The following is a 25,172-nucleotide window of genomic DNA, read 5'->3' as shown; positions in this document are numbered from 1 at the left end:
GGGATCCAGACTCCAGGTGCTGAGGAAGACGGGGACGGGCGGCGTGGCGGGCTCCGTGTCTCGCGAGGGCGGTGGATGCGGCACCGCGCGGCGGCGGGCCGCGATGACGTTACGCCCGGCGGCTATGCGGACGGTGAGGACCTCGCGATCGACCGTCGCGATGGCCGCCCTTAACGCCCGGTGAACTCTCGCGGTCGAGTGCGCGACACCCGCTGTTCGCGGGGGCGCAGCGCGGAATGCTGACGATCATGAGCGCCGAAGTGATGATCCTCATCCTGGTGGTCGTGACCGCACTCGGTTTCGACTTCACCAACGGATTCCACGACACCGGGAACGCGATGGCGACCTCCATCGCCACCGGGGCGCTGAAGCCCAAGGTCGCGGTGGGGCTCTCGGCGATCCTGAACCTGGTGGGCGCGTTCCTCTCGGTCGAGGTCGCCGCAACCATCACCAAGGACGTGCTGACGATCCAGAGCCCGAGCGGCGATCTGGTGCCCGGTCTCAACCCCGAGTCGGCCATGATCATCATCTTCGCGGGGCTCGTGGGCGGCATCCTGTGGAACCTGCTCACCTGGCTGCTGGGCCTGCCGTCCAGCTCCTCGCACGCCCTCTTCGGCGGCCTCATCGGCGCCGGCATCGCGGGTGCCGCCACCGTCAACTGGGCCGGCATCCTCGGCAAGATCATCGTCCCCGCCGTGCTCTCCCCGCTGATCGCCGGCGTCGTCGCCGCGGTCGGCACCTGGCTCGTCTATCGCCTCACCCGCACCGTGCACGCCAAGCACCGCGAGGCCGGCTTCCGCTGGGGTCAGATCGGCACCGCATCGCTCGTCTCCCTCGCACACGGCACCGGCGACGCGCAGAAGACCATGGGCGTGATCGCCCTCGCGCTCATCGCGCACGGCTCGCTCACCGGCGACCAGATCCTGAACGAGGGCCTGCCGATCTGGATCATCGTGACCTGCGGTGCCGCCATCGCGCTCGGCACCTACCTCGGCGGCTGGCGCATCATCCGCACTCTCGGCAAGGGCCTCGTCGAGATCGAGTCGCCCCAGGGCCTCGCTGCCGAGGCGTCCTCCGCCGCGATCATCCTCACCTCGAGCTCGATGGGCATGGCGCTCTCGACCACGCACGTGGCGACGGGCTCGATCCTCGGTTCCGGCGTGGGCCGGCCCGGTGCCCAGGTGCGCTGGGGCATCGCGGGGCGCATGGTCACCGCCTGGCTCATCACGATGCCCGCGGCCGGCGTGGTCGGCGCGCTCTGCTTCTTCCTTGCGCACGGCATCGGCGGGCTCGCCGGCGCTATCACCGTGTTCGTGCTGCTGCTGGCGGCCGCCGCCCTCATGTACCTGCGCAGCCGCCGCCAGAAGATCGACCACCACAACGTCAATGCCGAGTGGGACGGATCCCTCGCGCCGAACGCCGCCTCGCAGGGCGCGGCGGCCTGAACCGAAGGACGGATACATGAACTTCGACATCGCGCAGATGGCGCTCTCGGCCGGTCGCGTGCTGCTGGTCGGACTGATGTTCGGTGCGGGGCTGCCCGCCTTGTTCGCCCTCGGGATGCGCCTGCAGTCGGCCGGCACCGGGGAGGTCGACGGCGAGGCGCCCGGCACACGCCGGCCGTTGCTGACCGCGGCGGGATGGATCCTGTTCGCGCTCGTGATCGCCGTGGTGCTGGCCGGGGTGCTCTTCATCACCCGGCTGAGCATCTACCACTACTTCGGCATCTCCCTGTTCGGGGTCGGCAGATGAACGGCAACGTTCTCGGCCGCGTGCTCGACTGGCTGCGCGCCGGCTATCCGGAAGGCGTGCCACCCAAGGACTACACGCCGCTGCTGGCACTGCTCCGGCGCACGCTCACGGCGGAGGAGCTCACCGCGGTGGTCAGCGCGCTCGCCCAGCAGGAGACGGACCCGGTGCGGGTCTCGCAGATCCGGGCCGCGATCGCGGACGTAACCTCGGCGACGCCGGGCGACGACGAGGTGCGCCGCGTGGCCATGCTGCTCTCCGATCGCGGAGTGCCGCTGAGCACCAAGGCGCAGCGGATCGTCGGCGATCGGACGATTCTCGCCGATGCCGCTGCCGGAGCGCGCGGAACCGCCGGCCCGGATGCCGCGGTCGACGAGCCGGGCTCCACCGAGCAGAACCTGATCGCGCAGGCGCTGCGCTGGCTGGGCGCGGGCTATCCGGAGGGCATCCCCGCCCAGGACCGTGTGCCGATCCTCGCCCTGCTGCGCCGCCGCCTCACCGACGACGAGGTGCAGGAGGTGTGCGAGGCGGTCGCCGCGCAGAGCGGAGCGGATCCGGAGATCTCGCTCGTCGATGCCCAGGTGCTCATGATGAAGGTACTCGGCGAGCTCCCCGGCGACGATGACGTGGAGCGCGTGCGCAGGCGGCTCGAGGAGTCGGGCATCACGCTGAGCTGACCGGCTCCTCGCTCACGTTTCCTGACCGCGAGACTCCAACTGAGTGACGAGACTGCACCCCAGAACCGCAGTCTCGTTACGGAGTTGGAGTCTCGCGAGACAGGCGAATCGTCTGGGCTGGGCGGGCGACGCAGCGGATCCGACGGACGATTCGGCGCGGGATCCTGGCGCACGCAGCGGTTCATCTCGATCTCGGAATATGTCTCGCCGCGGGCCTGGCGCGCCGTCCTCGACGGCACGTAGCGTGGAGGGGTGAGCACGCCTTTCCCCGCCTCTGTGTACGCCGCCCGCCTCGACCGCGCCCGCACCCTGACCGCGAGTGCCGGTCTGGACGCGATCATCGTCGGAGCCGGGCCTGACCTGACGTATCTCGTCGGCGTCGAGGGGGACACGATCGAACGTCTGACCGCCCTCGTGATCCCTGCGGCCGGGGATCCGACCGTCGTCGTGCCGCGGATGGAGCTCGCGAAGGTACGCGACACGGCCGTCGGCGCGCTCGGTCTCGCGGCCGCGGACTGGGTGGACGGCGAGGATCCCTACGCGCTGGTGACGGCGGCGATGGGCGGATCCGTCTCACGGTTCGGCGTCTCGGACGCGTTGCCGGCGCTGCACGCGATCCCGCTGACCGAGCGCCTGGACGTGCGGCCCGAGCTCGCGACGCCGGTGCTCCGCGAGAGCCGCATGATCAAGGACGCCGCCGAGATCGCCGAACTGCGCCGCGCCGGTGAGGCGATCGACGCCGTGCACCGGCGCGTTCCCGGCCTGCTGCGCGCCGGGCGCACCGAACGCGAGGTCGGCGCTGACATCGCCGCTGCGATCGTCGAGGAGGGGCACCGCACGGTGGAGTTCGTGATCGTCGCCTCGGGTCCGAACGGCGCGGATCCGCACCACGAGGTATCGGACCGGGTGATCGAGGACGGCGACATCGTGGTCGTGGACATCGGCGGCGCGGTGCCCAGCGGCTACAACTCCGACAGCACGCGCACCTACGCCGTCGGCACGCCGGATCCCGAGGTCGCGCGACGCATCGCCGTGCTCGTGCGCGCGCAGCAGGCGGCCGTCGACGCGGTGCGCCCCGGCGTCACCGCGGAGCAGGTCGACGCCGCCGCACGCGACATACTGGCCGCGGAGGGTCTGGCCGAGGCGTTCCTGCACCGCACCGGCCACGGCATCGGCGTCACCACGCACGAGGAGCCGTACATCGCGCCCGGCAACGCGTTGCCGCTGCGCGAGGGCATGGCCTTCAGCATCGAGCCGGGCATCTACTTCCCCGGCGACTGGGGCTCCCGCATCGAGGACATCGTCGTCGTCACCGCCGACGGCTGCACCAACCTCAACACCACCCCGCACGAGCTGACCCCTGCGGGATCCTGACCAATCGCGCCCGCACCGTGGAGCTCCCGGTGCGGGCGCAATCGGGGGCGGCCCGCACCGGGAAGTCTGTGTCGCGCGGTTAGCGCACGCGGTCGAGGGCCTCGGGGATCTCGGTGCGCCAGGATGACGGAGCCTCCGAGGCGGGCGCCGCGGGAAGCACGCCTTCGCCGTCCGGATGCGGGATCGCATCGAGCAGCGCCTCCGTGTAGGGATGCACCGGGTTGGCCCACACCACGGGCGTCGCGCCGGACTCGACGATGCGCCCGCGGTACATGACGGCGACACGGTCGGCCATGAGCCGGACCACGGAGAGGTCGTGCGAGATGAACAGCATCGCCGCGCCCGAGGCTACGCACAGCTCGCGCATCATGCCGGCGACCGAGGCCTGGGCCGAGGCGTCGAGCGCCGAGATCGGCTCGTCGGCGACGATCAGGTCGGGCTTCGCGGCGAGCGCTCGGGCGATGGCGACGCGCTGCCGCTGACCGCCGGAGAGCTGGTACGGGTATCGGTTCTCCAGGGTCGGGGAGAGGCCGACCGCCTTCAGCCAGTGCGATGGCGCTTCGGTGTCGACGCCACGGGCACGGGCGGCGCGGGATCCCTCCGCGATCTGCTGCGCGACGCGGATCCGCGGGTTCAGCGAGGAGTTCGGATCCTGGAACACCATCTGGATCGCGGTGAGTTCGGCGGGGCGGGTGCGCATTCCGAGCGGCTTCACCGGACGGTCCCGGTAGAGCACCTCACCGGCGCGCGGCTTCTCCATGCCGATCACGGCCCGAGCCGTCGAGGACTTCCCGCAGCCGCTCTCACCGACGAGCGCGAGCACCTCACCGGCGGCGATGTCGAAGGAGACGCCGTCCACCGCGCGGAACGCGGCGCGACCGCCGTACTCGACGACCAGGGAGTCGACGTGCAGGACCGGCTTCTGATCACTCATCGGTTCTCCTCCGTGTCGGCGGCGTCCGCGTCGGCGGCAGAGGCACCGAGCGCGGAGCCGCTCTCGGCCGGCGCATCCACGAGGGAGTCCTGCGCGTCGGGCATCGCATCCAGCAGCTCCCGCGTGTACGGGTGCTGCGGATTCTGGAAGACCTGCTGCCGGGATCCGGACTCGACGATCAGCCCGCCGCGCATCACCGCGACCTCGTCGGCAATCGCGCTCATCACGCCGAGATCGTGCGTGACGAGCAGCACGGCGAGGTCGCGCTCGGTCGCGAGGTCGCGCAGCAGGTGCAGGATCCCCGCCTGAACCGTCACGTCCAGCGCCGTGGTCGGCTCGTCCGCGAGCAGCACCTCGGGCTCGCACGCCAGGGCGATGGCGATCGCGATGCGCTGCCGCTGCCCGCCGGAGAACTGGTGCGGATACTTCTGCAGCGCCTCCTCCGGGTTCGGCACGCGCACCAGCGCGAGCAGCTCCGATGCCCGCTTCCGGGCCTCGGCGCGGGACAGCCCGAGATGGGCGCGCATGCCGTCGGCGAGCTGGGAGCCGACGGTGATCTGCGGATGCAGGCTGGCGGACGGATCCTGGAAGACCATGCCGATGCGCTTGCCACGCACGCGGCGGTAGGCCCCGCCCGTCATCCCGACGAGCTCGACCTCCGATCCGCCCGCGCCGCCGAGGACGATGGATCCGGAGGCGGTGCCGCCAGCCGGCAGCAGACCGAGGATCGCCATGGCGGTCATGCTCTTGCCGGATCCGGACTCTCCGGCAAGGCCCTGGATGCGTCCGGGGACCAGGTCGAGGGAGATGCCCTTGACGACCTCGGTGCGGTTGCGTCTGCCCTGCCCGAGCTCGACGCGGAGGTCGCGGATCGCGAGTGCGGCGCTCATGCGGCCACCTCCCCGGTCGCGGCGGCGGCCGACACCGCGGTGGGCGCCTCCGCCTCGCGCTCGCGCGCGGCGAGCGGATCGAGGGCGTCGCGCAGCGAATCGCCGATGAAGTTGAACGCCATCACGATGCTGAGGATCGCAAGGCCGGGGAACAGACCCAGCCACCAGGCCGAGGTGTTCTGCATGGCCGCGGCGATCATGGTGCCCCATTCGGGCGTCGGCGGCTGCGCTCCGAGACCGAGGAAGGACAGTCCGGACAGCAGCAGGATCGCCGTGCCGATGTCGAGCGACGCGAGCACGAGCACGGGGCCGGCGATGTTCGGCAGCACGTCGCGCAGCAGGGAGCGCAGCGGGGAGGATCCGAGCAGGCGCCCGGCGATCACATAGTTCTGCGTGCGCAGTCCGAGCACGAGCGACCGCGTGATGCGGGCGTAGGGCGGCCAGGCCACGATGATGCCGGCGATGACCGCGTTCATGATCGACGGGCCGAGGGAGGCGGCGATGACCATGGCGAGGATCACGGTCGGGAACGCCATCACCATGTCGGTGATGCGCATGAGCACCTCGTCGAACCAGCCGCCGAGATAGCCCGCGACCGCGCCCACGACGGTGCCGACGATCATCGCGCAGACGACGAGCATGAGCGCGAGCGGGATCGTCGCCTGAGCACCCAGGAGCAGACGGGAGAACACGTCGCGGCCGTTGACGTCGGTGCCCATGATCGCGTCGCCGCTGGGGGCGGCGAGCCGGGGGAGGTCCTGCGCGAGCGGGTCGTGCGGGGCGATCCACGGGGCGAGGATCGCGATCACGATCCACATCAGGGCGATCACCGTGCCCACCACGGCCAGCGGCGTCCGCCAGGCGCGCGGCAGCCAGGGGCGACGGCGCCTCGGGGCGACCTTCTCAGGGATGACGAGATTCATGACAGCCTCACTCGCGGATCCAGGACGCCGTAGAGCACGTCGACGACGAGGTTGATGACGAGGTAGATGACGCCGACCACGAGGCCGACGCCGGTCACCGCGAGCAGATCGAGGTTCTTCGACGCGTTGTAGGCGTAGGTGCCCAGGCCGGGCCAGGCGAACACGGCCTCGACCAGCACAGTGCCCGAGAGCAGGCTGCCGAAGGCGATGCCGACGAGGGTGAGGATGGGCAGCGCCGCTCCGCGCAGCACGTAGCCGACGACGACCCGGCGTCCGCTCAGGCCCTTCGCCCGCGCCGCACGGGCATAGTCCATGTCGAGGACCTCGAGCACGGAGGTGCGCACGAACCGGGTGAGGGTCGCGATCGTGAACAGGCTCAGCACCAGCACCGGCAGGGCCAGGTGGCTGGTCGCGTCGAAGAATCCGACCGAGTCGCCGTTCAGCAGGTAGTCGATCGTGTAGAAGCCAGTGATGCGCGGCGGCGGTGTGATCGTGGGGGAGATCCGCCCGGATCCTGACACCCAGTGCAGCTGCATGAAGAACAGCTGGTAGGTGAGGATGGCCATCCAGAACGTGGGGATGCTGAGCCCGATCAGGGTGACCACGCGCACGACCTGGTCGGTGACCTTGCCGCGGCGGTAGGCGGCGAGGGTGCCCAGCACGATCGCGACGGCGAGGCTGATGATGATCGCGTAGAAGGCGATCTCCGCCGTGGCCGGCACGGCCTTGGCGAGGTCTGCGGAGACCGGCTGTCCCGACTTCAGCGAGGTGCCGAGGTCGCCGCGCAGCAGGTTGCCGACGTAGAGGAAGAACCGGATCCACACCGGCTGGTCCAGCCCGTACTTCTGCCGGAAGGCCTCGACCGTGGCGGGGTTCGAGGCGGCGCCCTCGCCGAGGGCGGCGCGCACCGGATCACCGGGCACGATCACGGTGAGGGAGAAGGTGACCAGCACGATCCCGAACAGCAGGATCACGCTCGTCACGGCCCGCCGGGCGAGGAAGCGCAGCAGCGTGTGCTGGGCCTGCCGCGTCTTGCGGGTGGCGATGACTCGGGTCTCGGACACAGGGTGCTTCCGGATCTACGTGGCGGAGGGGGCGTGATGCTGCGGGGACCGGAGCCGCGTGGCTCCGGTCCCCGCAGGGCTCACTTCGCGGGGTGCAGCGTCCGCAGGTCGAGGGTCCAGGTCACGTTGTACTCGAGACCCGCCACCTTGGTGGAGCTGGCGAGGTTGATGCCGGGCACGATCAGCGGCACGAACGGTCCCGACTCCTGCATCGCCTTGGCGTAGTCGCTGAACGCCGTGTTGCGCTCGTCGACGGAGGTCGCGTTCTGCGCCTTGGTCACCAGGCCCGCGATGGTCCTGTCGGCCTCCGTCGGCCAGCCGGCGCGCAGGCCGACCTTCTGACCAGGGCCGAACGGCAGGAACGAGGAGGTGTCGGCGTAGTCAGGGCCCCAGTACCAGAGCGAGAACGCCTCCTGCGCCTTCACGTAGGGCTGCACTTCGGTCGCGAACGGCGCCGGGGCGAGAGTCGCGTTGATGCCCGCGGCCTTGAGCTGCTCCTGCACGCGCTCGGCGACCGGGGTGAACTCCACGCCGCCGACCGGGTTGTCGTTCGGGAACTGGAGCTTGATCTCCTGGCCGGTGTATCCGGAGGCGGCGAGAGCAGCCTTGGCCTTGTCGAGGTCCTGCTTCACGCCGGACTTGTTCGCGCCCGGGAACATCGGCGGGATGACGCCGGTGGCCTGCTCGGATCCGGCGCCGGCGAGCTCCAGCAGCTTGTCGTAGTCGAGCGCGTAGCGCACGGCCTCGGCGAACTTCGGGTTCGCGGTCGCACCGCCCACGTTCTTGTCCTGGTTGATGAGCAGGAACAGCGTCTCGGCAGACGGCGCCGAGTTCACGGTGAAACCGTCGCCGAGGTTCTTGACCTGGTCTCCGGAGAGGTCGACCGCCACGTTCGAGTCGCCGCCCTTGAGGTTGGTCAGCTGCGTGGAGGACTGCGAGATGTTGCGCACGACGATCTTGTCGTAGGCCGGCTTGTCCTCGCCGTCGTAGCTGTCGTTCTTCACGAGCACCACCTGCGAGGTCAGGTCGAGCGACTGCAGCTTGTACGGACCGGAGCCGGCCGAGTTCGCGTCGAGCCAGGTCTTGGCCGCGTCCTTGTCGTCGGTCGTGCCGCCGTTCTTCTTCACGAGCTTCGAGTTGAGGATCGCGAGCGACGGGTTGGTGACGATCGCGGGCAGCTGCAGCGACGGCGTCTTGGTCGACAGGGTGACGGTCTTGTCATCGACCTTGGCGACCGTGATGCCCGCCATGAGGAAGTTGGCCTTGGAATCGGTGATGCCCGCGACGCGGTCGAGCGAGAACACGACATCGTCGGCGGTGACCGGGGTGCCGTCGGAGAACTTCCGGCCATCCTGGATCGTGAAGGTGAACTCGGTGGCGTCCGAGTTCTGCTTCATGGTCGCGAGATCCGGTTTCGGGGTGGTCGAATCGGCGCCCTGGAACGTCAGCAGCGTGTCGTACACCGCGTGCAGCACCATGTTGCCGGTGGGCACGTAGTTGCGGCCGGGGTCACCGGTCTCGAGCGAGAACGCGGTGTCGACCACGAGCGTGCCGCCCGAGGAGGAGCCGCTGGAGTTGTTCGCGGAGTTGCCCCCGGAACAGCCGGCGAGCGCGATTGCAGCCACAGCGATGAGCGCTGCGGCGACGTGGCGATAGGAACGGGCCACGGGCTTCCTCCTCATTGAATTGGACAGGTCAGATGACCGGGTCGGGTTTCCCGGCACTATATCCGACCGTTTAGCCAGATTTCGAGCAATCCATTGTCACGCTTCCATCACTACGGCAATATGTCCAGCATGAGCGATGATCAGCCTTCCGTCTCTGGACGATCCGCGCCCGGGATCGACGAAATCGCGTACGACATCCTCCGCGCACTGCGCCGCAACGGGCGGATCTCGATCGCCGCGCTCGCGCAGGAGGTCGGGATCTCCCGGGCCAGCGCTTACTCCCGGGTGGAGTCCCTGACCCGCGCCGGGATCATCACGGGGTACACCGCCGAGGTCGACACGACGCGACTCGGCCTCGGGGTGAGCGCGCTCGTGTTCTGCACGATCCAGCCGCAGTCGTGGTCCTCGTTCCTGCAGGCGATCGGTGACATGCCCGATGTGGAATCGGCGATGGTGATGACCGGTGAGCACGATGTGATGCTCCTCGTCCGCAGCGTCGACATGGAGCGGATGCAGTCGCTCGTGATCGGCACGATCGCCGACCGTCCCGAGGTGACGAAGGTCGAGACCGCGATCGTCATGGGCGAGGTCTTCCGTCGACCGTTCGTGCTGCCGGACGAGATCCCGGAGCGCGCGGCGATCGGCGTCGACAGCGGCCTGATGCGATTCACCCGCACCGACGGGAGCCGCGGGACCCGGGTCTGACGGTCACCCCGGGGTCGTTGAGCGAGGACGGCGAAGCCGACCGAGACGAAACGCGGTGCCCTCACCGGCGACAGCAGGGCCTCAGACCTGCAGGCAGACGCTCACGTGTTCGACGCCATCCACGGCGAAGTCCTCGATGAGGCGGATCCGGCCGTCGTCCTCCTGCTCGGCGCGGCTCACCGCGTCCCCGCGCACGACGGAGCCGTCGCTGACCAGGGCATGCGCGAACGACACCCGCACCTCGGCACCGGCCACCTCGCCGACGAAACGGCCCTCCGTCACCGTGTCACCGGTATATTCACCCCAGATCAGGCGGCCGTCCTGGTGGTAGTCGAAGGTCGTCGGAGCCTCGGGATCGACCTCGCTGGCGGTCGAGGAGACCATGGCGAAGCGCAGTCCGTCGAGGAGGAGCGTGGAAGGCATGACGACGAGTATGGACCCCGCACCGGCGTTCGGCGCAATCCCGTCCTCCTCCGGTGCGAGCCGCGAAGGCGGTGTGCGGATCCCGTGCGGGCGGCCATCATCTCCGCCGGAATGACAATCCCTGCGGCGCAGAAATCTATTAACAGGTTCATCCACATGTGGATTACTCGGCGAATGCGGAAAACGTCCTGTGCAGTGCCGCCCGCCCGGGCTCTTCGAGGAGATACCTGCTGTTCACCGGTGGTTTTCCCGCGCGTCACGGATCTTGTCATTGCGACGCCGGGAAACCCTGGACCGATATTCCGGTGTGTGCTCTCGGCACACGGGAATCACCGTGCGCGGACGGAGGGATCCGCCTCAGGAAATCCGCCGGAAGAGCGTGTTCCCCGCGGCGGCGAATGCGCTTCCGACGGCGAGGATCGCGGCGCCCCCACCCGCGTAAGCGATCTGCAGGTGGCTGCCGTGGTTCTCCACCGTGATGTAGATGATGACGAAGGCGACGGCCGAGGCGAGGGCGCTCGCCCCCGCGATCCACCACAGGGCGGGCAGCGTTCGTGCCGGCGGCACCGCTTCCGGCACACGCCAGAGCAGCAGCGCGATCCCGCCCAGGCACCCGCATGCCGCGACCAGCATGAACGCCGCGACCACGTCGCTCGGCCGGTGCCACTGCTGGATCACGAGCAGTATGCCGGTGACCACGGCGAATGCGCCGCCCAGCACTGCAGCCAGAGGGCGCCAGCGCGGGGGACACACGACGAAGACAGCGAACGCTGCGGCGGCCGCGACCGTCGCATGCCCGGAAGGGAATGAATTGTCCAGCAAGTCGGTGGCGCCGGTCGCTGCGCGGTCCAGGAACACGTGCTTGGCGAGCTCGGCGGCGATCACCGCGATTCCTCCCACAGCGAGGGCGACCAGCAGATGCCGGAACCGTCGCGTCCCCAGGCCGATGATCAGCGTGAGCAGGATTCCCCCACCGATGGCGACCGTGGGTACATTACCGAGCACCATGCCGGTGAGGCGATAGACCATGTCGTGCTGCGACGAAGCCCCCACGAACGCCCGCTCGTCGACGATCTGCCCGACGTAGGTGCGCACGAAGAACACGTATGTGGCCACGAACGCGGCCGCGAGGATCACAGCGGCTATCGCGAAAGACCACACTCCACGTCTTGCCGCCATGCATCCATCATGCAGGTTCGAACTGTGGGCCTGCTCACCAGTCGCTGCGATCTCGCGCTGCCCGCAGGTCTTTGAGAGCGCGTGACTCGTCGTACGTCCCGGTACGGCTGCGCCGCATGAGTCGTCGGACGAGACCGGTATCCTCCGGGAGCCGCGTGGGCGTCTCCGGCTCCTCGCCGTGTCCATGTCGCGTGCGTGCCGTGTCGAGCAGCGGCAGGGCGATGTGCACGAGAGGGCCGATTCCGAGGGCGAACACGACCGTGCCGACACCGACGGTGCCGCCGAGCAGCCAGCCGATCGCGAGCACCGTGACCTCCACCGTGAGGCGAGAGACCCAGATCGGCCAGCCGAGGCGGGAGTTCATGCCGGTCATCAGACCGTCGCGTGGGCCAGGACCGAAGTGCGCACCGATGTACAGCCCGCTCGCGAGGGCGACCGCGAGCACCCCGGCGACGAGCAGGAGGATTTGCATGAGCAGGCCGTGCACCGGCGGGAGGACCGTCACGGTCGCCTGGATCGCGGTTCCGACGAGAAGGACGTTCAGGAGAGTGCCCAAGCCCGGCTTCTGCCGCAACGGGATCCACAGCAGCAGCACCAGAAGGCCGACGATGTTGGTGATCCATCCCACGCCGATGCCGGTGTGCCGGGACAGCCCCTGCGCGAACACGGTCCAGGGGTCGACGCCGAGTCCGGCGGAGATCATGAGCCCGTCTCCGACGCCGTAGAGCACAAGTCCGATCACCAGCTGCAGCACCCGTCGTGTCATGGATCCATGATGCAGGAGAACTGGACTGGTGAGACCAGTCCAATCACCCTAGGCTGGCCTGATGGACTCCCGTCTCTCCGCGCGCGCACTGGTAGAGCTGCTCGGGCTGTGGCGAACCAGCGAACCGGCCTTCGACGCTCTCGCTGACGGCATCCGCCTGCTCTGCCTCGACAATCGCATCGCTCCCGAGACGGCGTTGCCCGCCGAGCGGGAGCTCGCGGCAGCGCTCGGCGTGAGCCGGACGACGGTCGCAGCCGCCTACCGGGGACTGCGCGCGACCGGGCACATCGTCAGCCGCCAGGGCTCCGGCAGCGTCACCCGGCCGCTCGCACGCACCGCCGCCGCGCGCTGGTTCGACCACGGCGGCATCGACCTGCAGCAGGCCAGCCCTCCGGCGTGGCCCGGCCTGCCGGGGGTGATCGCCGAGGTCGCGGGTTCAGCGACTTCGCTCGTCTCCCGCTCCGGCTACGACATCCTCGGACACGCCGAGCTGCGCGCCGCGATCGCGGACCGGTACACGGCGCAGGGGATCGACACCGTGCCCGAGCAGGTCATGGTGACCAACGGCGCCCAGCATGCGCTGAACCTGATCGCCGGCACTCTGCTGCGCCGGGCCGATCGCGTGCTCATCGAGACGCCGACCTATCCGCACGCCGCGGAGACGTTCCGTCGGGCCGGGTCCCGTCTCGTGGGTGTTCCTGTGGATGCGCGGCAGGGCTGGGACCTGGATCGTGCCGTGCAGGCGTTCTCCCGCACGGCTCCCGTGCTCGCCTACCTCATGCCGCAGTTCCAGAACCCGACCGGGCGATGGATGAGCGCGGAGGAGAGTTCGGTGTTCGCACGCGCTGCACACGATGCCGGATCCGTCCTCCTGATCGATGAGACGACCGCCGATCTCCGCGTCGACGGGCCCGCGGGCCCCGCCCCGCTCACGACGGGCGCGTCGATCCGGGTGGGTTCGCTCGGCAAGTCCGTGTGGGGTGGGCTGCGCATCGGATGGATCCGTGCCGACGGGGACCTGATCCGCCGTCTGCGGGCGGCCCGCACCTCGCACGACCTGGGCACCCCCGACCTCGAGCAGGCCATCGCAACCCGCGTGGTCGCGCGGCTCGATGAGATCCTGCCGCAGCGCTCCGCTCTGCTGCGCACCGGCCGCGACACGCTCACCACAGCGCTGGCCGCGGCATTGCCGGAGTGGTCGGTGCCTGAGGTGCACGGCGGAGTCGCACTCTGGGTCGAGTTGGGCGCGCCGCTGAGCTCCGCCCTGGTGATGGATGCCACACGGCACGGGCTGCACCTGTCGGCCGGACCGCGGTTCGCGGTGGAGGGCGGTCACGAGCGGCACCTGCGGATCCCGTTCACCGCCGAGGCCCGCGAGCTTGCCCGCGCGGTCGACATCCTCGAGGAGTCCTGGCGACGGGTGACCGCGGGCGTCGACCTGCCTGCAGCCGGACCGCGGCCGACCCCCGCCGAAGCGTTGGTGTGAGTGGTCTCGTTCGGCGCGGACGAGCACCGGTTCTCGGCTGCACTGGCCTGAGAACGACGAAGGGTCCAGGCGCATGCCTGGACCCTTCGTCCTGTGTGGAGCCTAGGAGATTCGAACTCCTGACATCCTGCTTGCAAAGCAGGCGCTCTACCAACTGAGCTAAGGCCCCGTGCCGGGATTCGGCGGGTTTCGACCGAATGAGCGGATCCGATTCTCTCGGATCCGCTCACATGTCGGTGGGGCTACCAGGACTTGAACCTGGGACCTCTTCATTATCAGTGAAGCGCTCTAACCGCCTGAGCTATAGCCCCGTATCAACCTCCAAGACTTTACCGGACGTTGACACGATCACGAAATCGAGCCGGGTCAGCTCCCTTCGCGCAGGGTGATGCTGCCTGCGGACAACGAGGCCTGGATGCGGTGCGACGACGAGAAGTCGTTCTGCACGCTCGTCTCCAGGTTGCCCGCCGAGACGTCCTTGGACAGGGCGTACCGGCCCGACGGCACCGTCACATCCATGGATCCGGCACTGACATCGAGGCGGATCCCGTCGGGCTGGGTTCCCGTGAGCGTGGCGTTCAGGTCGCCCGCCGACATCGACAGGTCCGCCGTGGTGACGTCGTCCAGGCGCAGCGTCGCCGAGCCCGCGCTCACCCGTGTGGTCACCGAGGTCGCGCCGCCGTCGACCGTCAGCGACCCCGCGTTCACGGTCGTGCTCAGCGTGTCGAAGCGTCCCTGGGTGGAGAGCGAACCTGCATCCAGCCGCAGGTCGGCGCCCAGTTCGCCCTCCAGCTCGCGGGGGAGCGTGAGGGTCATCTGCGGATCGATGCCGAACCAGGCGCCGATCCACCAGCCGAACGGCCCGCTGGGGCGGTCCACGCGCAGCACGTCGCCGTCCCGGCGCATCGTCCAGTCGCTGCTGCCGGCCCCGGTGGTCCGCATCGTCGCCGCGGCGACGTCATCGAAGCGGACCGTCGCGGAACCGCGCCCGACCTCAACCTTGAGGTGTGTCACGCCCGAGGTGTCGACGGTGGTGGTGCTGCCCACCGAGCCGTCGCCGGTGGCGATCTGGCTGACAGCCGCGAGTGCGGAGGTGCCGCCGACGCTGACCAGCGCCCCACCGCCGATGATCGCCGCGGCGATGGTGATCGCGGTCAGCGCTCCGCGACTCGGGTTCGAGCCTGGCGCGGGGGATCCGGGGCGGGAGGAGTCCGGCGCAGCGGCCGCAGAGGGGTCCGGCTCGGGCGGGTTCGGAGGGGTGAGATTCGTCATCGGTTCGGTCCTGTCTGTGCGGGTCCGGCACCAGGGCCGTTCAGGCCGGCGCTGGAGATGTGGGCGATCGCGGCGAGGACGCGGCGGTTGCCGGACTCGTCGGGTTCCAGCCCGAGTTTCTGGAAGATGGCGGTGATGTGCTTCTCGACGCTGGCCTCGGAGAGGAACAGCGCGGCCGCGATGGCCTGGTTCGACTTGCCCTCCGCGATCATGGCGAGCACCGTCCGCTCGCGTTCGGTGAGGCTTCGCATGCGGTCGTCCTGGTTGCGCCGGGTGAGCAGCTGTGCCACGACCTCCGGGTCCAGCACGGTGGATCCGGAGGCGATGCGCGCGACCGATTCGATGAACTCGGAGACATCAGCCACCCGGTCCTTCAAGAGATAGCCGAGCGGGCCCGCGGACCCCTGTGCCGATCCGCTCTGCGCGATGATCAGATCGCTCGCGTAACGCTCCTCGACGTACTGCGACAGCACGAGCAGCGGAAGCTGCGGCAGTCGGGTGCGCAATGACAGCGCGGCGCGGATCCCCTCGTCCACGAATGTCGGCGGGAGCCTGACATCGAGGATGCAGAGCTCGGGATCGGTGGCATCGACGCTCTCGTCGAGGTCGGTCGCATCGGGGAGCGCGGCGACCACCGCGTGCCCGGCGTCCTCGAGTAGACGCACGAGTCCCTCCCGCAGGAGCACCGAGTCTTCGACGATCAGGATTCTCATGAGATGCGCTCCTCCGGGGCGGAACCGACGTGCTGGTCGAGAAGAGTGCAGATCAGGATGCGCACGGGACGCTCACCTCCAGGCTGGTCGGACCACCCGCGGGGCTGTCCAGGCGCAACGTGCCACCGGCGGCGAGCACGCGGTTGCCGATCCCGTCGAGTCCTCCTCCCGGCAGCACGGTCGCGCCGCCGATGCCGTTGTCCTCGACCCGGGCCCAGAGCGTGCCGCCGTCGCGAACCCGCACCACGACCCTGCATTCGCTGGCCCGGGAGTGCTTGGCCGCGTTGGTGAGCGACTCCGCGATGGTAAAGTACACGGCGGCCTCGGCGTCACGCGAGCACCGCCCGTTCAGCCGCACATCGAGCACGACCGGCACGGGGGAGCGCCCGGCGAGGGCCGAGAGGGCCGCGTCGAGCCCCCGGTCGTCGAGCACCGAGGCGTGGATTCCGCGCGCGAGCTGGCGCAGCTCGGTGATCGCCGCCTTCGTCGAGGTGTGCGCCTCGGCGATGAGCGCCTTGGCGGCTTCCGGATCCGAGTCGATCTTCTGCTGCGCCATCCCGAGCGTCATCCCGACGGAGACGAGCCGCGGCTGTACGCCGTCATGCAGGTCCCGCTCGATACGGGTGCGCTCCACGTCTGCGGCGCGCACGGCGCCGGCGCGCTGCGCGGTGGTCGTGCGCACCCGCTCACTGAGGTCGAGGTTACGGTCGGGGGTGGCGACGATGCCGCGCGAGATCACCCGGTGCAGCAGCGCCACGCTGATGATGCCGACGGCGGCGGCCGCCGCGCCTGCGCCGCCGATGAGCGGGGCCCAGGCGCTCGGGTACCTCGTACCCCAACCCGTGTCGACCTCGCCGGTGGTGAACAGCGGGGCGAAGGCCGTGACCGCCGACCACCCGAACCACGCCATGAGCCGCAGCACCAGGGATCCGAGCGCGCAGGCGATGGCGAAGTTGGCCAGCGCCCGCCACATCCGGCCGTTGTACGCCTGCCGCCAGAGCGAGAGCAGCCAGCCGCCGAAGCCCGGACGGTCGGTCGCACGCCAGCGCAGGGCCGGGAGTCCGAACCCGTACAGGCCGTTCAGCCGCGCGATCTCGAACCAGGCCACTCCGTACAGGGCGTAGACCAGGCCGACGAGCACGATGATCCCGACGCCGAGGAAACTGAGGCCGAAGCCGATCCCCAGCGCACCGCCGAGGATGCCGACCACCGCGGATCCGATCACGCCGAGCGCGGCGAGTTCGAGGATCGTGAGGAACAGGCGCACCGGGGTGCGTGACGCTTCCGCGACAGGGCCTGTCACAGGAGGCGGGGAGGAGGCTGCTGTGGTCATGGCTCCACGCTACGGGCGCGCTCGTGGACCGGGAACGGGGGAAGCCGGGGGATCCGGTTCGGGGTTTCCGTAAGAACAGCGGTTATGCATGCCTTGCCTTGATGGACGGCGCTGCGTGCAGGTGCTTACGTGGACCCATGACTGCACTGCATCCGCACGAACCGCACGGCACCGGTCTCGGACAGCGCCTGAACTGGCTGCGAGCCGGGGTGCTGGGCGCGAACGACGGCATCGTGTCGGTCGCCTCCCTCGTCGTGGGCGTGGCCGGTGCCACGACGGACAATGCCGCGCTGCTGGTCGCGGGCCTCGCGGGCCTCATCGGCGGCGCGATCTCGATGGCGCTCGGTGAGTACGTCTCGGTGTCGAGCCAGCGCGACAGCGAGCACGCGCTCATCGCGAAGGAACGCGAAGAGCTGCGTACGATGCCGGACGCGGAGCTCGCCGAGCTCACCGAGCTGTACCGCCAGCGCGGACTCAGCGACGACACCGCGCACCGGGTCGCCGTCGAGCTCACCGAGCACGATGCACTGGCTGCGCACCTCGAGGTCGAGCTCGGCATCGACCAGGACGATCTGGTGAACCCGTGGCACGCGGCGATCTCCTCGGCGATCGCGTTCACGGTCGGCGCCATCCTGCCGCTGCTCGCGATCCTGCTGCCGCCGCCCGGCTGGCGCGTGCCGGTCACCTTCGTCGCCGTGCTGATCGCCCTCGCCGCGACGGGCTTCATCTCAGCGCGGATCGGCGGCTCGAATCCGACGCGCGCCTCGATCCGTCTGGTCATCGGCGGGGCGCTCGCCCTCCTCGCGACGTGGCTCATCGGCACCCTGCTCGGCAGCACCGGCGTCGTCTGAGATTCGATCCCGCATCCATCGACCGCGAGACTGCATCCCCGTCACGAAACTGCAGCAGAATCGTGCAGTCTCGCGACAGAGTTGCAGTCTCGCGGTCAGAGAACGCGGAAGGCCCGGATCCGAGGATCCGGGCCTTCCGCGTAGAAGCGTCAGTTCGAGGTGAAACCGACCAGCAGACCGCCGGTGACCTTGACCGCGAGGTTGTAGATGCCGGCGACGATCGCACCGAGCACCGTGAACACGATGAGGTTGAGGATCGCGACGACCGAGCCGAAGGCCAGCACCTGCGGCAGCCCGACGACCGCGCTCAGCTTTGCGCCGTCGGCGATGCCGGAGACGAACTCGTCGGCCTTGTCCATCAGCCCCGTGGCATCCACCACCAGGTAGATGAGCAGGAACGAGACGAGGGTCACGATAGCGATCGCGATCGCACCGAGGAAGGACAGCTTCACTGCCGACCAGAAGTCGATGTAGACCAGGCGCAGGCGCACCTGCTTGCTGGAGGTCTTGCGGGAAGACTTCTTCGCGAGCTTGTCGGCTACCGTGCTCATGCGTCAGTTCCTTCGGGGGCTTCGGGGGCTTCTGTCTCGGGGGCCGTACCGGAGTCCTCGGACTCGTCGCTGTCGGCCAGGCCGCGCTCGGTGTTCCGCGCGATCGCAAGGATCCGATCGTCCTCGTCGGTCCGGGCGAAAACCACGCCCATGGTGTTGCGACCCTTCGCCGGCACCTCGGCCACGGCAGAGCGTACCACCTTGCCGCTGGCAAGAACCACAAGGACCTCGTCGTCCTCCTGGACGATCAGACCCCCCGCCAGGATGCCCCGGTCGTCGTTCAGTTTGGCGACCTTGATGCCCTGACCGCCGCGGCCCTGCACGCGGTACTCGTCCACCGAGGTGCGCTTCGCATAGCCGCCATCGGTGACCACGAAGACGTAGCCGTCGCCCGTCACGAGCGAGGCGGACAGCAGGCTGTCCTCGCCGTTGAACCGCATGCCCTTGACGCCCTCGGTCGCGCGTCCCATCGGCCGCAGCGCCTCGTCGGTCGCCTGGAATCGCACCGACATGCCGTGCCGGCTGATCAGCAGGACGTCATCGGTGGCATCGGCGAGGAACGCGCTGACCAGCTCGTCGTCCTCGCGCAGGCGGATCGCGATGACACCGCCTTGACGGTTGGTGTCGTAATCGCCGAGACGGCTCTTCTTCACCAGTCCACCGCGCGTGGCGAGCACCAGGTACTGTGCCGCCTCGTAATCGCGCAGGTCGAGGATCTGCGCGATCTTCTCGTCCGGCTGCAGTGCGAGCAGGTTGGCGACGTGCTGGCCCTTCGCGTCGCGGCCGGCCTCCGGGATCTCGTACGCCTTGGTGCGGTAGACCCGGCCCTTGTCGGTGAAGAACAGCAGCCAGTGATGCGTGGTCGTCACGAAGAAGTGCTCGACGAGGTCGTCGGCCCGCAGCTGTGCGCCCTTGACGCCCTTGCCGCCGCGGTGCTGCGAACGGTAGTTGTCGCTGCGGGTGCGCTTGATGTAGCCCTCACGGGTGACCGTGATGACCATCTCCTCCTCGGCGATGAGGTCTTCCATCGAGACGTCACCGTCGAAGCCGTGCAGGATGTGGGTGCGGCGCTCGTCTCCGAACCGATCCACGATCGCGGTGAGCTCCTCGCGGATGATCTCGCGCTGGCGGCCCTCGTCCGCGATGATCTGCTTGTAGTCGGCGATCCGCACCTCGAGCTCGGCGGCCTCGTCGATGATGCGCTGGCGCTCCATCGCGGCGAGGCGCCGCAGCTGCATGTCGAGAATGGCCTGGGCCTGTTCCTCGTCGATGTCGAGGAGTTGCTGCAGACCCTCGTTTGCCTCCTGCGCCGAGGGGGAGCGGCGGATCAGGGCGATGACCTCGTCCAGTGCGTCGAGCGCCTTGAGGTAGCCCTGCAGGATGTGCATGCGCGCCTCGGCCTTGGCCAGGCGGAACTTCGTGCGGCGCACGATGACATCGACCTGGTGGGCGAGCCAGTGCGTGATGAAGCCGTCCAGCGCCAGCGTGCGCGGCACGCCGTCGACGATCGCGAGCATGTTGGCGCCGAAGTTGTCCTGCAGCTGCGTGTGCTTGTACAGGTTGTTCAGGACGACCTTCGCGACCGCGTCGCGCTTGAGCACGACCACCAGGCGCTGGCCGGTGCGATCGCTGGTCTCGTCCCGGATGTCGGCGATGCCGGCGACCTTGCCCTCCCGGACCAGGTCGCCGATCTTCACCGCGAGGTTGTCGGGGTTCACCTGATACGGCAGTTCGGTGATCACGAGGCACGTGCGGCCCTGGATCTCCTCGACGCCCACGACCGCGCGCATCGTGATGGATCCGCGTCCGGTGCGGTACGCCTCCTGGATCCCCTTCGTGCCCAGGATCTGCGCACCGGTCGGGAAGTCGGGGCCCGGGACGCGCTGGATCAGGCCCTCGAGCAGCTCCTCGCGGGGCAGGTCGGGATTCTCCAGCGCCCAGAGGGCGGCCTCGGACACCTCGCGCAGGTTGTGCGGCGGGATGTTCGTGGCCATGCCGACCGCGATGCCGATCGAGCCGTTCACCAGCAGGTTCGGGAACCGTGCGGGCAGCACGTCGGGCTCCTGCGTCTGCCCGTCGTAGTTGTCGGAGAAGTCGACCGTGGCCTCTTCGATGTCGCGCACCATCTCGAGCGCGAGCGGGGCCATCTTCGTCTCGGTGTACCGGGGGGCCGCGGCGCCCATGTTCCCGGGGGAGCCGAAGTTGCCCTGACCGAGTGCGAGCGGATAGCGCAGCGACCACGGCTGCACCAGCCGGACCAGGGCGTCGTAGATCGCGGAGTCGCCGTGCGGGTGGTACTGACCCATGACCTCGCCGACCACGCGGGCGCACTTGGAGAACGACTTGTCAGGGCGGAAGCCGCCGTCGTACATGCCGTAGATCACGCGGCGATGCACGGGCTTGAGCCCGTCGCGCACGTCGGGCAGTGCCCGGCCCACGATGACCGCCATCGCGTAGTCGAGGTAGGACCGCTGCATCTCCGACTGCAGATCGACCTGGTCGATCTTGCCGTGGTTGTGCTCGGATTCGTTTCGTTCGTCCGTCATGTCTTCTTCTCGTCCTGCCCGTCTGGGGCCCGGGCTCCGGGGTCTCACTGGTCAGGAGCAGAGCGGGTTCCTTCCCGCTGCGCGGGCCCCTCCCGATGCTCCTGACCAGTGAGACCCCTGCGCCCTCCTCCGCCACGAAGGAGGAACTCCCGATATTCGCTTGTGTGGTTGGTGGATCAGATATCGAGGAAGCGGACGTCCTTGGCGTTGCGCTGGATGAAGCCGCGACGCGACTCCACGTCCTCGCCCATCAGCACGCTGAAGATCTCGTCCGCGGCGGCCGCGTCGTCGATCGTGATCTGACGGAGCGTGCGTGTGGTGTGGTCCATCGTGGTCTCCCACAGTTCCTTGGCGTTCATCTCGCCCAGACCCTTGTAGCGTTGGATGCCGGCATCCTTCGGGATCCGCTTGCCGTTCGCGAGCCCGTCGTTGAGCAGGGCGTCGCGCTCGGCGTCCGAGTACACGTACTCGTGCGGTGCGTTCGTCCACTTCAGGCGGTACAGCGGCGGCATCGCGAGGAACACGAAGCCCGCTTCGATGAGCCCGCGCATGTAGCGGAACAGCAGGGTCAGCAGCAGCGTGGTGATGTGCTGGCCGTCCACATCGGCATCCGCCATGAGCACGATCTTGTGATAGCGCGCCTTGCCGAGATCGAAGTCCTCGCCGATGCCCGTGCCGAAGGCCTGGATCATCGCCTGGACTTCCTTGTTGGCGAGGGCCTTGTCCAGACGCGCGCGCTCGACGTTGAGGATCTTGCCGCGCAGAGCCAGGATCGCCTGGGTGTGCGGGTCGCGACCCTGCACAGCCGAGCCGCCGGCCGAGTCGCCCTCCACGAGGAAGATCTCGCTGATCGACGGATCCTTGCTCGTGCAGTCCTTGAGCTTGTCGGGCATCGCGGCCGACTCGAAGACGCTCTTGCGGCGTGCGGTCTCGCGCGCCTTGCGGGCGGCCATGCGGGCGGTCGCGGCCTCGACGGCCTTGGTCACGACGTTCTTGGCCTGCTTCGGGTTGCGGTCGAACCAGTCGCCGAGCTGATCGCCGACCACCTTCTGGGTGAAGGCCTTCGCCTCGGTGTTGCCGAGCTTGGTCTTGGTCTGGCCCTCGAACTGCGGCTCGCCGAGCTTGATCGAGATGACCGCGGTGAGGCCCTCGCGCACGTCGTCACCGGTGAGGTTGTCGTCCTTCTCCTTGAGGATGTTGTTGGCGCGCGCGTAGCGGTTGACGAGCGTCGTCAGCGCCGCGCGGAAGCCCTCCTCGTGCGTGCCGCCCTCGTGCGTGTTGATGGTGTTCGCGTAGGTGAACACGTTCTCGGTGTAGCCCGTGGTCCACTGCATCGCGACCTCGAGCGAGATCTTGCGGGCGGTGTCCTCGGACTCGAACGCGATGATCTCGTCGTTGACGGCATCGGCCTTGCGCACGTGGTTGAGGTACTCGACGTAGTCGACGAGACCGCGCTCGTAGAAGAACACATCCGCGCGCTGGCGCGTGACGACGGTGCCGTCGACCTCCTCATCGACCGTGGCGCCTTCGCGCTCGTCGAGCAGTTCGATGCGCAGCCCCTTGTTCAGGAACGCCATCTGCTGGAAGCGGGTGCGCAGCGTGTCGTATTCGAACTCGACGGTCTCGGTGAAGATCTCCGCGTCCGGCCAGAACGTGATCGTCGTTCCCGTCTCGGACGTGGCCTCGCCCTTCTCGAGCTGCTGCTGCGGCGCACCACCGTCGGCGAAACGGTGCCGCCAGACGAAGCCCTTCTGCTTGACCTCGACGTCGAATCGCGTCGAAAGGGCGTTGACCACGGAGGATCCGACACCGTGCAGACCGCCGGACACGGCGTACGCGCCGCCGCCGAACTTGCCACCGGCATGCAGGATCGTGAGCACGACCTCGACTGTCGACTTGGTCGGATCGGAGGAGTGCGGGTCGACCGGGATGCCGCGACCGTTGTCGATGACACGGACGCCGCCGTCGGCGAGGAGGGTGACGAGGATCTTGTCGGCGTAGCCCGCGAGCGCCTCGTCGACGGAGTTGTCCACGATCTCGTACACCAGGTGGTGCAGGCCGCGGGGTCCGGTCGAACCGATGTACATGCCGGGGCGCTTACGCACGGCCTCGAGTCCCTCGAGGATCTGGATCGAGTCGGCGCCGTACTCCACTTCTGGGGCGGGCTTCGCCGCCGGGGCGGGCGCGGTCGGCGACGTGGCGGATCCGGGTGCTTCTGCCCCCGTCTGGGTCGAGTCGTTCGCGGTCGATTCGTTCGCGTCAGAGGGGGTTTCAGGCGTCATCTGAGAGGAGGCTCCACATCGAAGATCTAGGCCCTCAGTCTATCGGAAAGACCCCTTCCTGTCTCGTTGTACGCGATTCTGCGCGCCTGGAGTCCCCCGGGACGGGATGGATCATGTCCTAACCGTAGGTATCGCGCGGACCGCGCCCTGGAGCGACTCTGGTGCCCCATTTCCACGAAGGGACGTCCGGCCCGACGAACCGGATGTTCTCGACACCGGCCTCCGGGTACCTCCTGCCGATCTCCGTGATGATCACGGCGCGCATGTACTGCAGGTTCTTCGCCCACGCCGTCGAATCGCACTTGACCGTGAGCATGCCGCCCTCCAGCGACACCGGCTCGGAGTGCTTGGCCGTGTCGGGGCCCGCGAGCTCCGCCCACTGCAGCACGAGATCCTCGCGGCTCAGCGCCGCCTCCCAGCCCGCATCCTTGGTCAGCTTCGCCAGGACATCGCCGAGTGTGCCGGGGTCACGGCCGGCCGTGAACGGGGCGTTCTCGTCGTCGACGAGGCGCTTCTTGCGCTTCCAGTTCTTGGAACTCGGCTTCAGACCCCTCAGCCGCAAGTACGTCGCGATCGTCTCGGGGACGTCCGGCTCGTCATGCTCGGTCATCGTCGACCTCGCGCTCGTCGATGATGGTGCCGGCCGAGATCCGCACCACGTGCCGATGCAGCACCTCGGGGATGTCCTCCTCGACGGCTGCCGTGACCAGCACCTGCTCGTAGCCGGCCGTGATGCCGGCCAGACGCCGGCGGCGTTCGGCGTCGAGCTCGGCGAATACGTCGTCGAGGATGAGCACGGGATCCCCGGCGGGGGATTCCGCGCGCAGCAGCTCCGCCGAGGCGAGTCGCAGCGCGAGCGCGATCGACCACGACTCCCCGTGGGAGGCGTAGCCCTTCACCGGGAGGTCGCGCACCCGCAGCACGAGGTCGTCGCGGTGCGGTCCGACCAGGGTGAGTCCCCGCTCGAGCTCGGCGGAGCGCTTGGCCGCGAGGGCGGTGCGGAAGAGATCCGCCGTGGATCCGGGAGCGGGTGCCTCCTCGGCGGCGTCGCCCTCCTCCGGGTCGCCGCCGCGGATCGACTGGGCCCAGTGCAGGCGCGGGTCATGATCCTCGCCGGCGATCGCCGAATACGCATCGGTGAGCCCCGGCTGCAGGTCGGCGGCGAGCCGGGAACGGGCGTCGATGATCTCGGATCCGAGTGCGATGAGCTTGTCGTCCCAGACGTCGAGCGTGGTCAAGGCCTCGGCTTTCATGCCACGGGCACGCGCCGACTTCAACAGCGCCGTGCGCTGACGCAGCACGCGGTCGTAGTCGCCGAGCACCGCCGACATGCGCGGAGTGCGCTGGATCAGCAGCTGATCGGCGAACCGGCGGCGGGAGGACGGATCCCCGCGCACGATCTGCAGATCCTCCGGGGCGAACAGCACGACGTGCGCGTATCGGGGCAGATCCGCGGTCCGGCCGGGAGCGGCGTTGATGCGCGCCTTGTTCGAACCCTGTCGGTTGATCTGCACCTCGATCAGGACTTTCCTCGGCCCGTGCGCGAGCCGAGCGCGGACGATCGCCGCATCATGACCGTCACGCACCATCGGGGCATCGGAGGAGACCCGGTGCGAACCCAGGGTCGCGAGGAACACGATCGCCTCGGCGAGGTTCGTCTTGCCCTGGCCGTTGCGGCCGACGAGCACGTTCGGGCCGCGGTGCAGCGCGAGTTCGGCGGTCGCGTAATTGCGGAAATCCACGAGGCTGAGATGCTCCACAATCACCCGAGCAACCTTACCCGCGGG

Annotated in this window: 23 protein-coding genes and 2 tRNA genes; 7 read left to right on the top strand and 18 right to left on the bottom strand. The window is 69.0% G+C overall.

Annotated features, from left to right (window positions below; all coding sequences use genetic code 11):
* The first annotated feature begins 248 nt into the window (after positions 1–248).
* The 4 genes from AC1DCT_RS11240 to AC1DCT_RS11225 all read left to right on the top strand — a co-directional run bounded on the left by AC1DCT_RS11240 (position 249) and on the right by AC1DCT_RS11225 (position 3,800).
* Positions 249–1,445 carry an inorganic phosphate transporter gene (locus tag AC1DCT_RS11240; protein WP_441976529.1) on the top strand — a complete coding sequence of 399 codons (1,197 nt, stop codon included), beginning with the start codon at positions 249–251 and terminating at the stop codon, positions 1,443–1,445.
* A gap of 16 nt (positions 1,446–1,461) precedes the next feature.
* Positions 1,462–1,752 carry a hypothetical protein gene (locus AC1DCT_RS11235; protein ID WP_441976528.1) on the top strand — a complete coding sequence of 97 codons (291 nt, stop codon included), beginning with the start codon at positions 1,462–1,464 and terminating at the stop codon, positions 1,750–1,752.
* On the top strand, positions 1,749–2,426 hold the full coding sequence (locus AC1DCT_RS11230; RefSeq protein ID WP_477429202.1) for a DUF3349 domain-containing protein: 678 nt from the start codon (positions 1,749–1,751) through the stop codon (positions 2,424–2,426). Before AC1DCT_RS11235 ends, AC1DCT_RS11230 begins: the two co-directional genes overlap by 4 nt.
* 252 nt (positions 2,427–2,678) lie before the next feature.
* Complete coding sequence (locus tag AC1DCT_RS11225) at positions 2,679–3,800, top strand: M24 family metallopeptidase (protein ID WP_477429200.1); 1,122 nt, start codon at positions 2,679–2,681, stop codon at positions 3,798–3,800.
* Positions 3,801–3,879: 79 nt separating this feature from the next.
* Here AC1DCT_RS11225 and AC1DCT_RS11220 read toward each other — a convergent pair whose 3' ends face one another.
* The 5 genes from AC1DCT_RS11220 to AC1DCT_RS11200 form a co-directional block, all read right to left on the bottom strand.
* The gene (locus AC1DCT_RS11220) at positions 3,880–4,734 is read right to left on the bottom strand and encodes an ABC transporter ATP-binding protein (protein WP_477429198.1); all 855 of its coding nucleotides are present in this window, start codon (positions 4,732–4,734) and stop codon (positions 3,880–3,882) included.
* The gene (locus AC1DCT_RS11215) at positions 4,731–5,624 is read right to left on the bottom strand and encodes an ABC transporter ATP-binding protein (RefSeq protein ID WP_477429196.1); all 894 of its coding nucleotides are present in this window, start codon (positions 5,622–5,624) and stop codon (positions 4,731–4,733) included. Before AC1DCT_RS11215 ends, AC1DCT_RS11220 begins: the two co-directional genes overlap by 4 nt.
* Positions 5,621–6,547 (bottom strand): ABC transporter permease, encoded by a 927-nt coding sequence (locus AC1DCT_RS11210; protein WP_441976521.1) that lies wholly within the window; start codon positions 6,545–6,547, stop codon positions 5,621–5,623. Before AC1DCT_RS11210 ends, AC1DCT_RS11215 begins: the two co-directional genes overlap by 4 nt.
* Positions 6,544–7,611 (bottom strand): ABC transporter permease, encoded by a 1,068-nt coding sequence (locus AC1DCT_RS11205; protein WP_440732738.1) that lies wholly within the window; start codon positions 7,609–7,611, stop codon positions 6,544–6,546. Before AC1DCT_RS11205 ends, AC1DCT_RS11210 begins: the two co-directional genes overlap by 4 nt.
* Before the next feature lie 80 nt (positions 7,612–7,691).
* The gene (locus AC1DCT_RS11200) at positions 7,692–9,278 is read right to left on the bottom strand and encodes an ABC transporter substrate-binding protein (RefSeq protein WP_477429194.1); all 1,587 of its coding nucleotides are present in this window, start codon (positions 9,276–9,278) and stop codon (positions 7,692–7,694) included.
* A gap of 129 nt (positions 9,279–9,407) precedes the next feature.
* On the opposite strand from AC1DCT_RS11200, the gene AC1DCT_RS11195 reads away from it, so the two are divergent.
* Positions 9,408–9,983 (top strand): Lrp/AsnC family transcriptional regulator, encoded by a 576-nt coding sequence (locus AC1DCT_RS11195; protein WP_440732736.1) that lies wholly within the window; start codon positions 9,408–9,410, stop codon positions 9,981–9,983.
* 81 nt (positions 9,984–10,064) lie between these two features.
* On the opposite strand, the gene AC1DCT_RS11190 is transcribed toward AC1DCT_RS11195, so the two are convergent.
* From AC1DCT_RS11190 to yczE, 3 genes are all read right to left on the bottom strand, one after another.
* A complete protein-coding gene (locus AC1DCT_RS11190; RefSeq protein WP_477429192.1) occupies positions 10,065–10,406 on the bottom strand; it encodes an avidin-fold protein in 342 nt (113 codons plus the stop codon).
* 357 nt (positions 10,407–10,763) lie between these two features.
* The gene (locus tag AC1DCT_RS11185; RefSeq protein ID WP_477429190.1) at positions 10,764–11,585 is read right to left on the bottom strand and encodes a phosphatase PAP2 family protein; all 822 of its coding nucleotides are present in this window, start codon (positions 11,583–11,585) and stop codon (positions 10,764–10,766) included.
* A gap of 34 nt (positions 11,586–11,619) precedes the next feature.
* On the bottom strand, positions 11,620–12,351 hold the full coding sequence (gene yczE / locus AC1DCT_RS11180; protein ID WP_477429189.1) for a membrane protein YczE: 732 nt from the start codon (positions 12,349–12,351) through the stop codon (positions 11,620–11,622).
* Between the two features lie 61 nt (positions 12,352–12,412).
* Between yczE and yczR the strand changes: the two genes are divergently transcribed.
* Positions 12,413–13,837, top strand: a complete 1,425-nt coding sequence (gene yczR, locus AC1DCT_RS11175) for a MocR-like transcription factor YczR (RefSeq protein WP_477429187.1) — start codon at positions 12,413–12,415, stop codon at positions 13,835–13,837.
* 96 nt (positions 13,838–13,933) lie between these two features.
* Here yczR and AC1DCT_RS11170 read toward each other — a convergent pair.
* The 5 genes from AC1DCT_RS11170 to AC1DCT_RS11150 all read right to left on the bottom strand — a co-directional run bounded on the left by AC1DCT_RS11170 (position 13,934) and on the right by AC1DCT_RS11150 (position 17,155).
* Positions 13,934–14,006: transfer RNA gene (locus AC1DCT_RS11170), tRNA-Ala, on the bottom strand.
* 68 nt (positions 14,007–14,074) lie between these two features.
* Positions 14,075–14,148: transfer RNA gene (locus AC1DCT_RS11165), tRNA-Ile, on the bottom strand.
* 55 nt (positions 14,149–14,203) lie between these two features.
* A complete protein-coding gene (locus tag AC1DCT_RS11160) occupies positions 14,204–15,109 on the bottom strand; it encodes a hypothetical protein (protein ID WP_477429185.1) in 906 nt (301 codons plus the stop codon).
* Positions 15,106–15,822, bottom strand: a complete 717-nt coding sequence (locus AC1DCT_RS11155; RefSeq protein WP_441976516.1) for a LuxR C-terminal-related transcriptional regulator — start codon at positions 15,820–15,822, stop codon at positions 15,106–15,108. Before AC1DCT_RS11155 ends, AC1DCT_RS11160 begins: the two co-directional genes overlap by 4 nt.
* 52 nt (positions 15,823–15,874) lie before the next feature.
* On the bottom strand, positions 15,875–17,155 hold the full coding sequence (locus AC1DCT_RS11150) for a sensor histidine kinase (protein WP_477429183.1): 1,281 nt from the start codon (positions 17,153–17,155) through the stop codon (positions 15,875–15,877).
* 137 nt (positions 17,156–17,292) lie between these two features.
* Between AC1DCT_RS11150 and AC1DCT_RS11145 the strand changes: the two genes are divergently transcribed.
* The gene (locus tag AC1DCT_RS11145) at positions 17,293–18,006 is read left to right on the top strand and encodes a VIT1/CCC1 transporter family protein (protein ID WP_441976514.1); all 714 of its coding nucleotides are present in this window, start codon (positions 17,293–17,295) and stop codon (positions 18,004–18,006) included.
* Positions 18,007–18,155: 149 nt separating this feature from the next.
* Here AC1DCT_RS11145 and AC1DCT_RS11140 read toward each other — a convergent pair whose 3' ends face one another.
* The 5 genes from AC1DCT_RS11140 to recF all read right to left on the bottom strand — a co-directional run bounded on the left by AC1DCT_RS11140 (position 18,156) and on the right by recF (position 25,151).
* Positions 18,156–18,557 carry a DUF3566 domain-containing protein gene (locus AC1DCT_RS11140; RefSeq protein ID WP_441976513.1) on the bottom strand — a complete coding sequence of 134 codons (402 nt, stop codon included), beginning with the start codon at positions 18,555–18,557 and terminating at the stop codon, positions 18,156–18,158.
* The gene (gene gyrA, locus AC1DCT_RS11135; RefSeq protein WP_477229990.1) at positions 18,554–21,103 is read right to left on the bottom strand and encodes a DNA gyrase subunit A; all 2,550 of its coding nucleotides are present in this window, start codon (positions 21,101–21,103) and stop codon (positions 18,554–18,556) included. Before gyrA ends, AC1DCT_RS11140 begins: the two co-directional genes overlap by 4 nt.
* A gap of 176 nt (positions 21,104–21,279) precedes the next feature.
* Positions 21,280–23,385, bottom strand: coding sequence for a DNA topoisomerase (ATP-hydrolyzing) subunit B (gene gyrB / locus AC1DCT_RS11130; protein ID WP_440732725.1), 2,106 nt, complete (start codon positions 23,383–23,385; stop codon positions 21,280–21,282).
* Between the two features lie 118 nt (positions 23,386–23,503).
* Positions 23,504–23,995, bottom strand: a complete 492-nt coding sequence (locus tag AC1DCT_RS11125; RefSeq protein WP_440732724.1) for a DciA family protein — start codon at positions 23,993–23,995, stop codon at positions 23,504–23,506.
* Entirely contained in the window at positions 23,982–25,151 is a 1,170-nt protein-coding gene (recF, locus tag AC1DCT_RS11120; protein WP_441976511.1) for a DNA replication/repair protein RecF, read from the bottom strand. Before recF ends, AC1DCT_RS11125 begins: the two co-directional genes overlap by 14 nt.
* Between the last annotated feature and the right edge of the window lie 21 nt (positions 25,152–25,172).

This window comes from Microbacterium sp. 10L49, assembly GCF_056395125.1.
The sequence above is the reverse complement of the archived record's forward strand: the minus strand, read 5'-3'. Positions and strand labels throughout refer to the sequence as shown.

Bases quoted from the DNA above. Each gene is read 5' to 3' on its own strand.
- AC1DCT_RS11240 (WP_441976529.1), top strand. From the start codon at position 249: ATGAGCGCCGAAGTGATGATCCTCATCCTGGTGGTCGTGACCGCACTC.
- AC1DCT_RS11235 (WP_441976528.1), top strand. From the start codon at position 1,462: ATGAACTTCGACATCGCGCAGATGGCGCTCTCGGCCGGTCGCGTGCTG.
- AC1DCT_RS11230 (WP_477429202.1), top strand. From the start codon at position 1,749: ATGAACGGCAACGTTCTCGGCCGCGTGCTCGACTGGCTGCGCGCCGGC.
- AC1DCT_RS11220 (WP_477429198.1), bottom strand. From the start codon at position 4,734: ATGAGTGATCAGAAGCCGGTCCTGCACGTCGACTCCCTGGTCGTCGAG.
- AC1DCT_RS11215 (WP_477429196.1), bottom strand. From the start codon at position 5,624: ATGAGCGCCGCACTCGCGATCCGCGACCTCCGCGTCGAGCTCGGGCAG.
- AC1DCT_RS11210 (WP_441976521.1), bottom strand. From the start codon at position 6,547: ATGAATCTCGTCATCCCTGAGAAGGTCGCCCCGAGGCGCCGTCGCCCC.
- AC1DCT_RS11195 (WP_440732736.1), top strand. From the start codon at position 9,408: ATGAGCGATGATCAGCCTTCCGTCTCTGGACGATCCGCGCCCGGGATC.
- AC1DCT_RS11190 (WP_477429192.1), bottom strand. From the start codon at position 10,406: ATGCCTTCCACGCTCCTCCTCGACGGACTGCGCTTCGCCATGGTCTCC.
- AC1DCT_RS11185 (WP_477429190.1), bottom strand. From the start codon at position 11,585: ATGGCGGCAAGACGTGGAGTGTGGTCTTTCGCGATAGCCGCTGTGATC.
- yczE (WP_477429189.1), bottom strand. From the start codon at position 12,351: ATGACACGACGGGTGCTGCAGCTGGTGATCGGACTTGTGCTCTACGGC.
- yczR (WP_477429187.1), top strand. From the start codon at position 12,413: ATGGACTCCCGTCTCTCCGCGCGCGCACTGGTAGAGCTGCTCGGGCTG.
- AC1DCT_RS11160 (WP_477429185.1), bottom strand. From the start codon at position 15,109: ATGACGAATCTCACCCCTCCGAACCCGCCCGAGCCGGACCCCTCTGCG.
- AC1DCT_RS11155 (WP_441976516.1), bottom strand. From the start codon at position 15,822: ATGAGAATCCTGATCGTCGAAGACTCGGTGCTCCTGCGGGAGGGACTC.
- AC1DCT_RS11150 (WP_477429183.1), bottom strand. From the start codon at position 17,155: ATGACCACAGCAGCCTCCTCCCCGCCTCCTGTGACAGGCCCTGTCGCG.
- AC1DCT_RS11145 (WP_441976514.1), top strand. From the start codon at position 17,293: ATGACTGCACTGCATCCGCACGAACCGCACGGCACCGGTCTCGGACAG.
- AC1DCT_RS11140 (WP_441976513.1), bottom strand. From the start codon at position 18,557: ATGAGCACGGTAGCCGACAAGCTCGCGAAGAAGTCTTCCCGCAAGACC.
- gyrA (WP_477229990.1), bottom strand. From the start codon at position 21,103: ATGACGGACGAACGAAACGAATCCGAGCACAACCACGGCAAGATCGAC.
- gyrB (WP_440732725.1), bottom strand. From the start codon at position 23,385: ATGACGCCTGAAACCCCCTCTGACGCGAACGAATCGACCGCGAACGAC.
- AC1DCT_RS11125 (WP_440732724.1), bottom strand. From the start codon at position 23,995: ATGACCGAGCATGACGAGCCGGACGTCCCCGAGACGATCGCGACGTAC.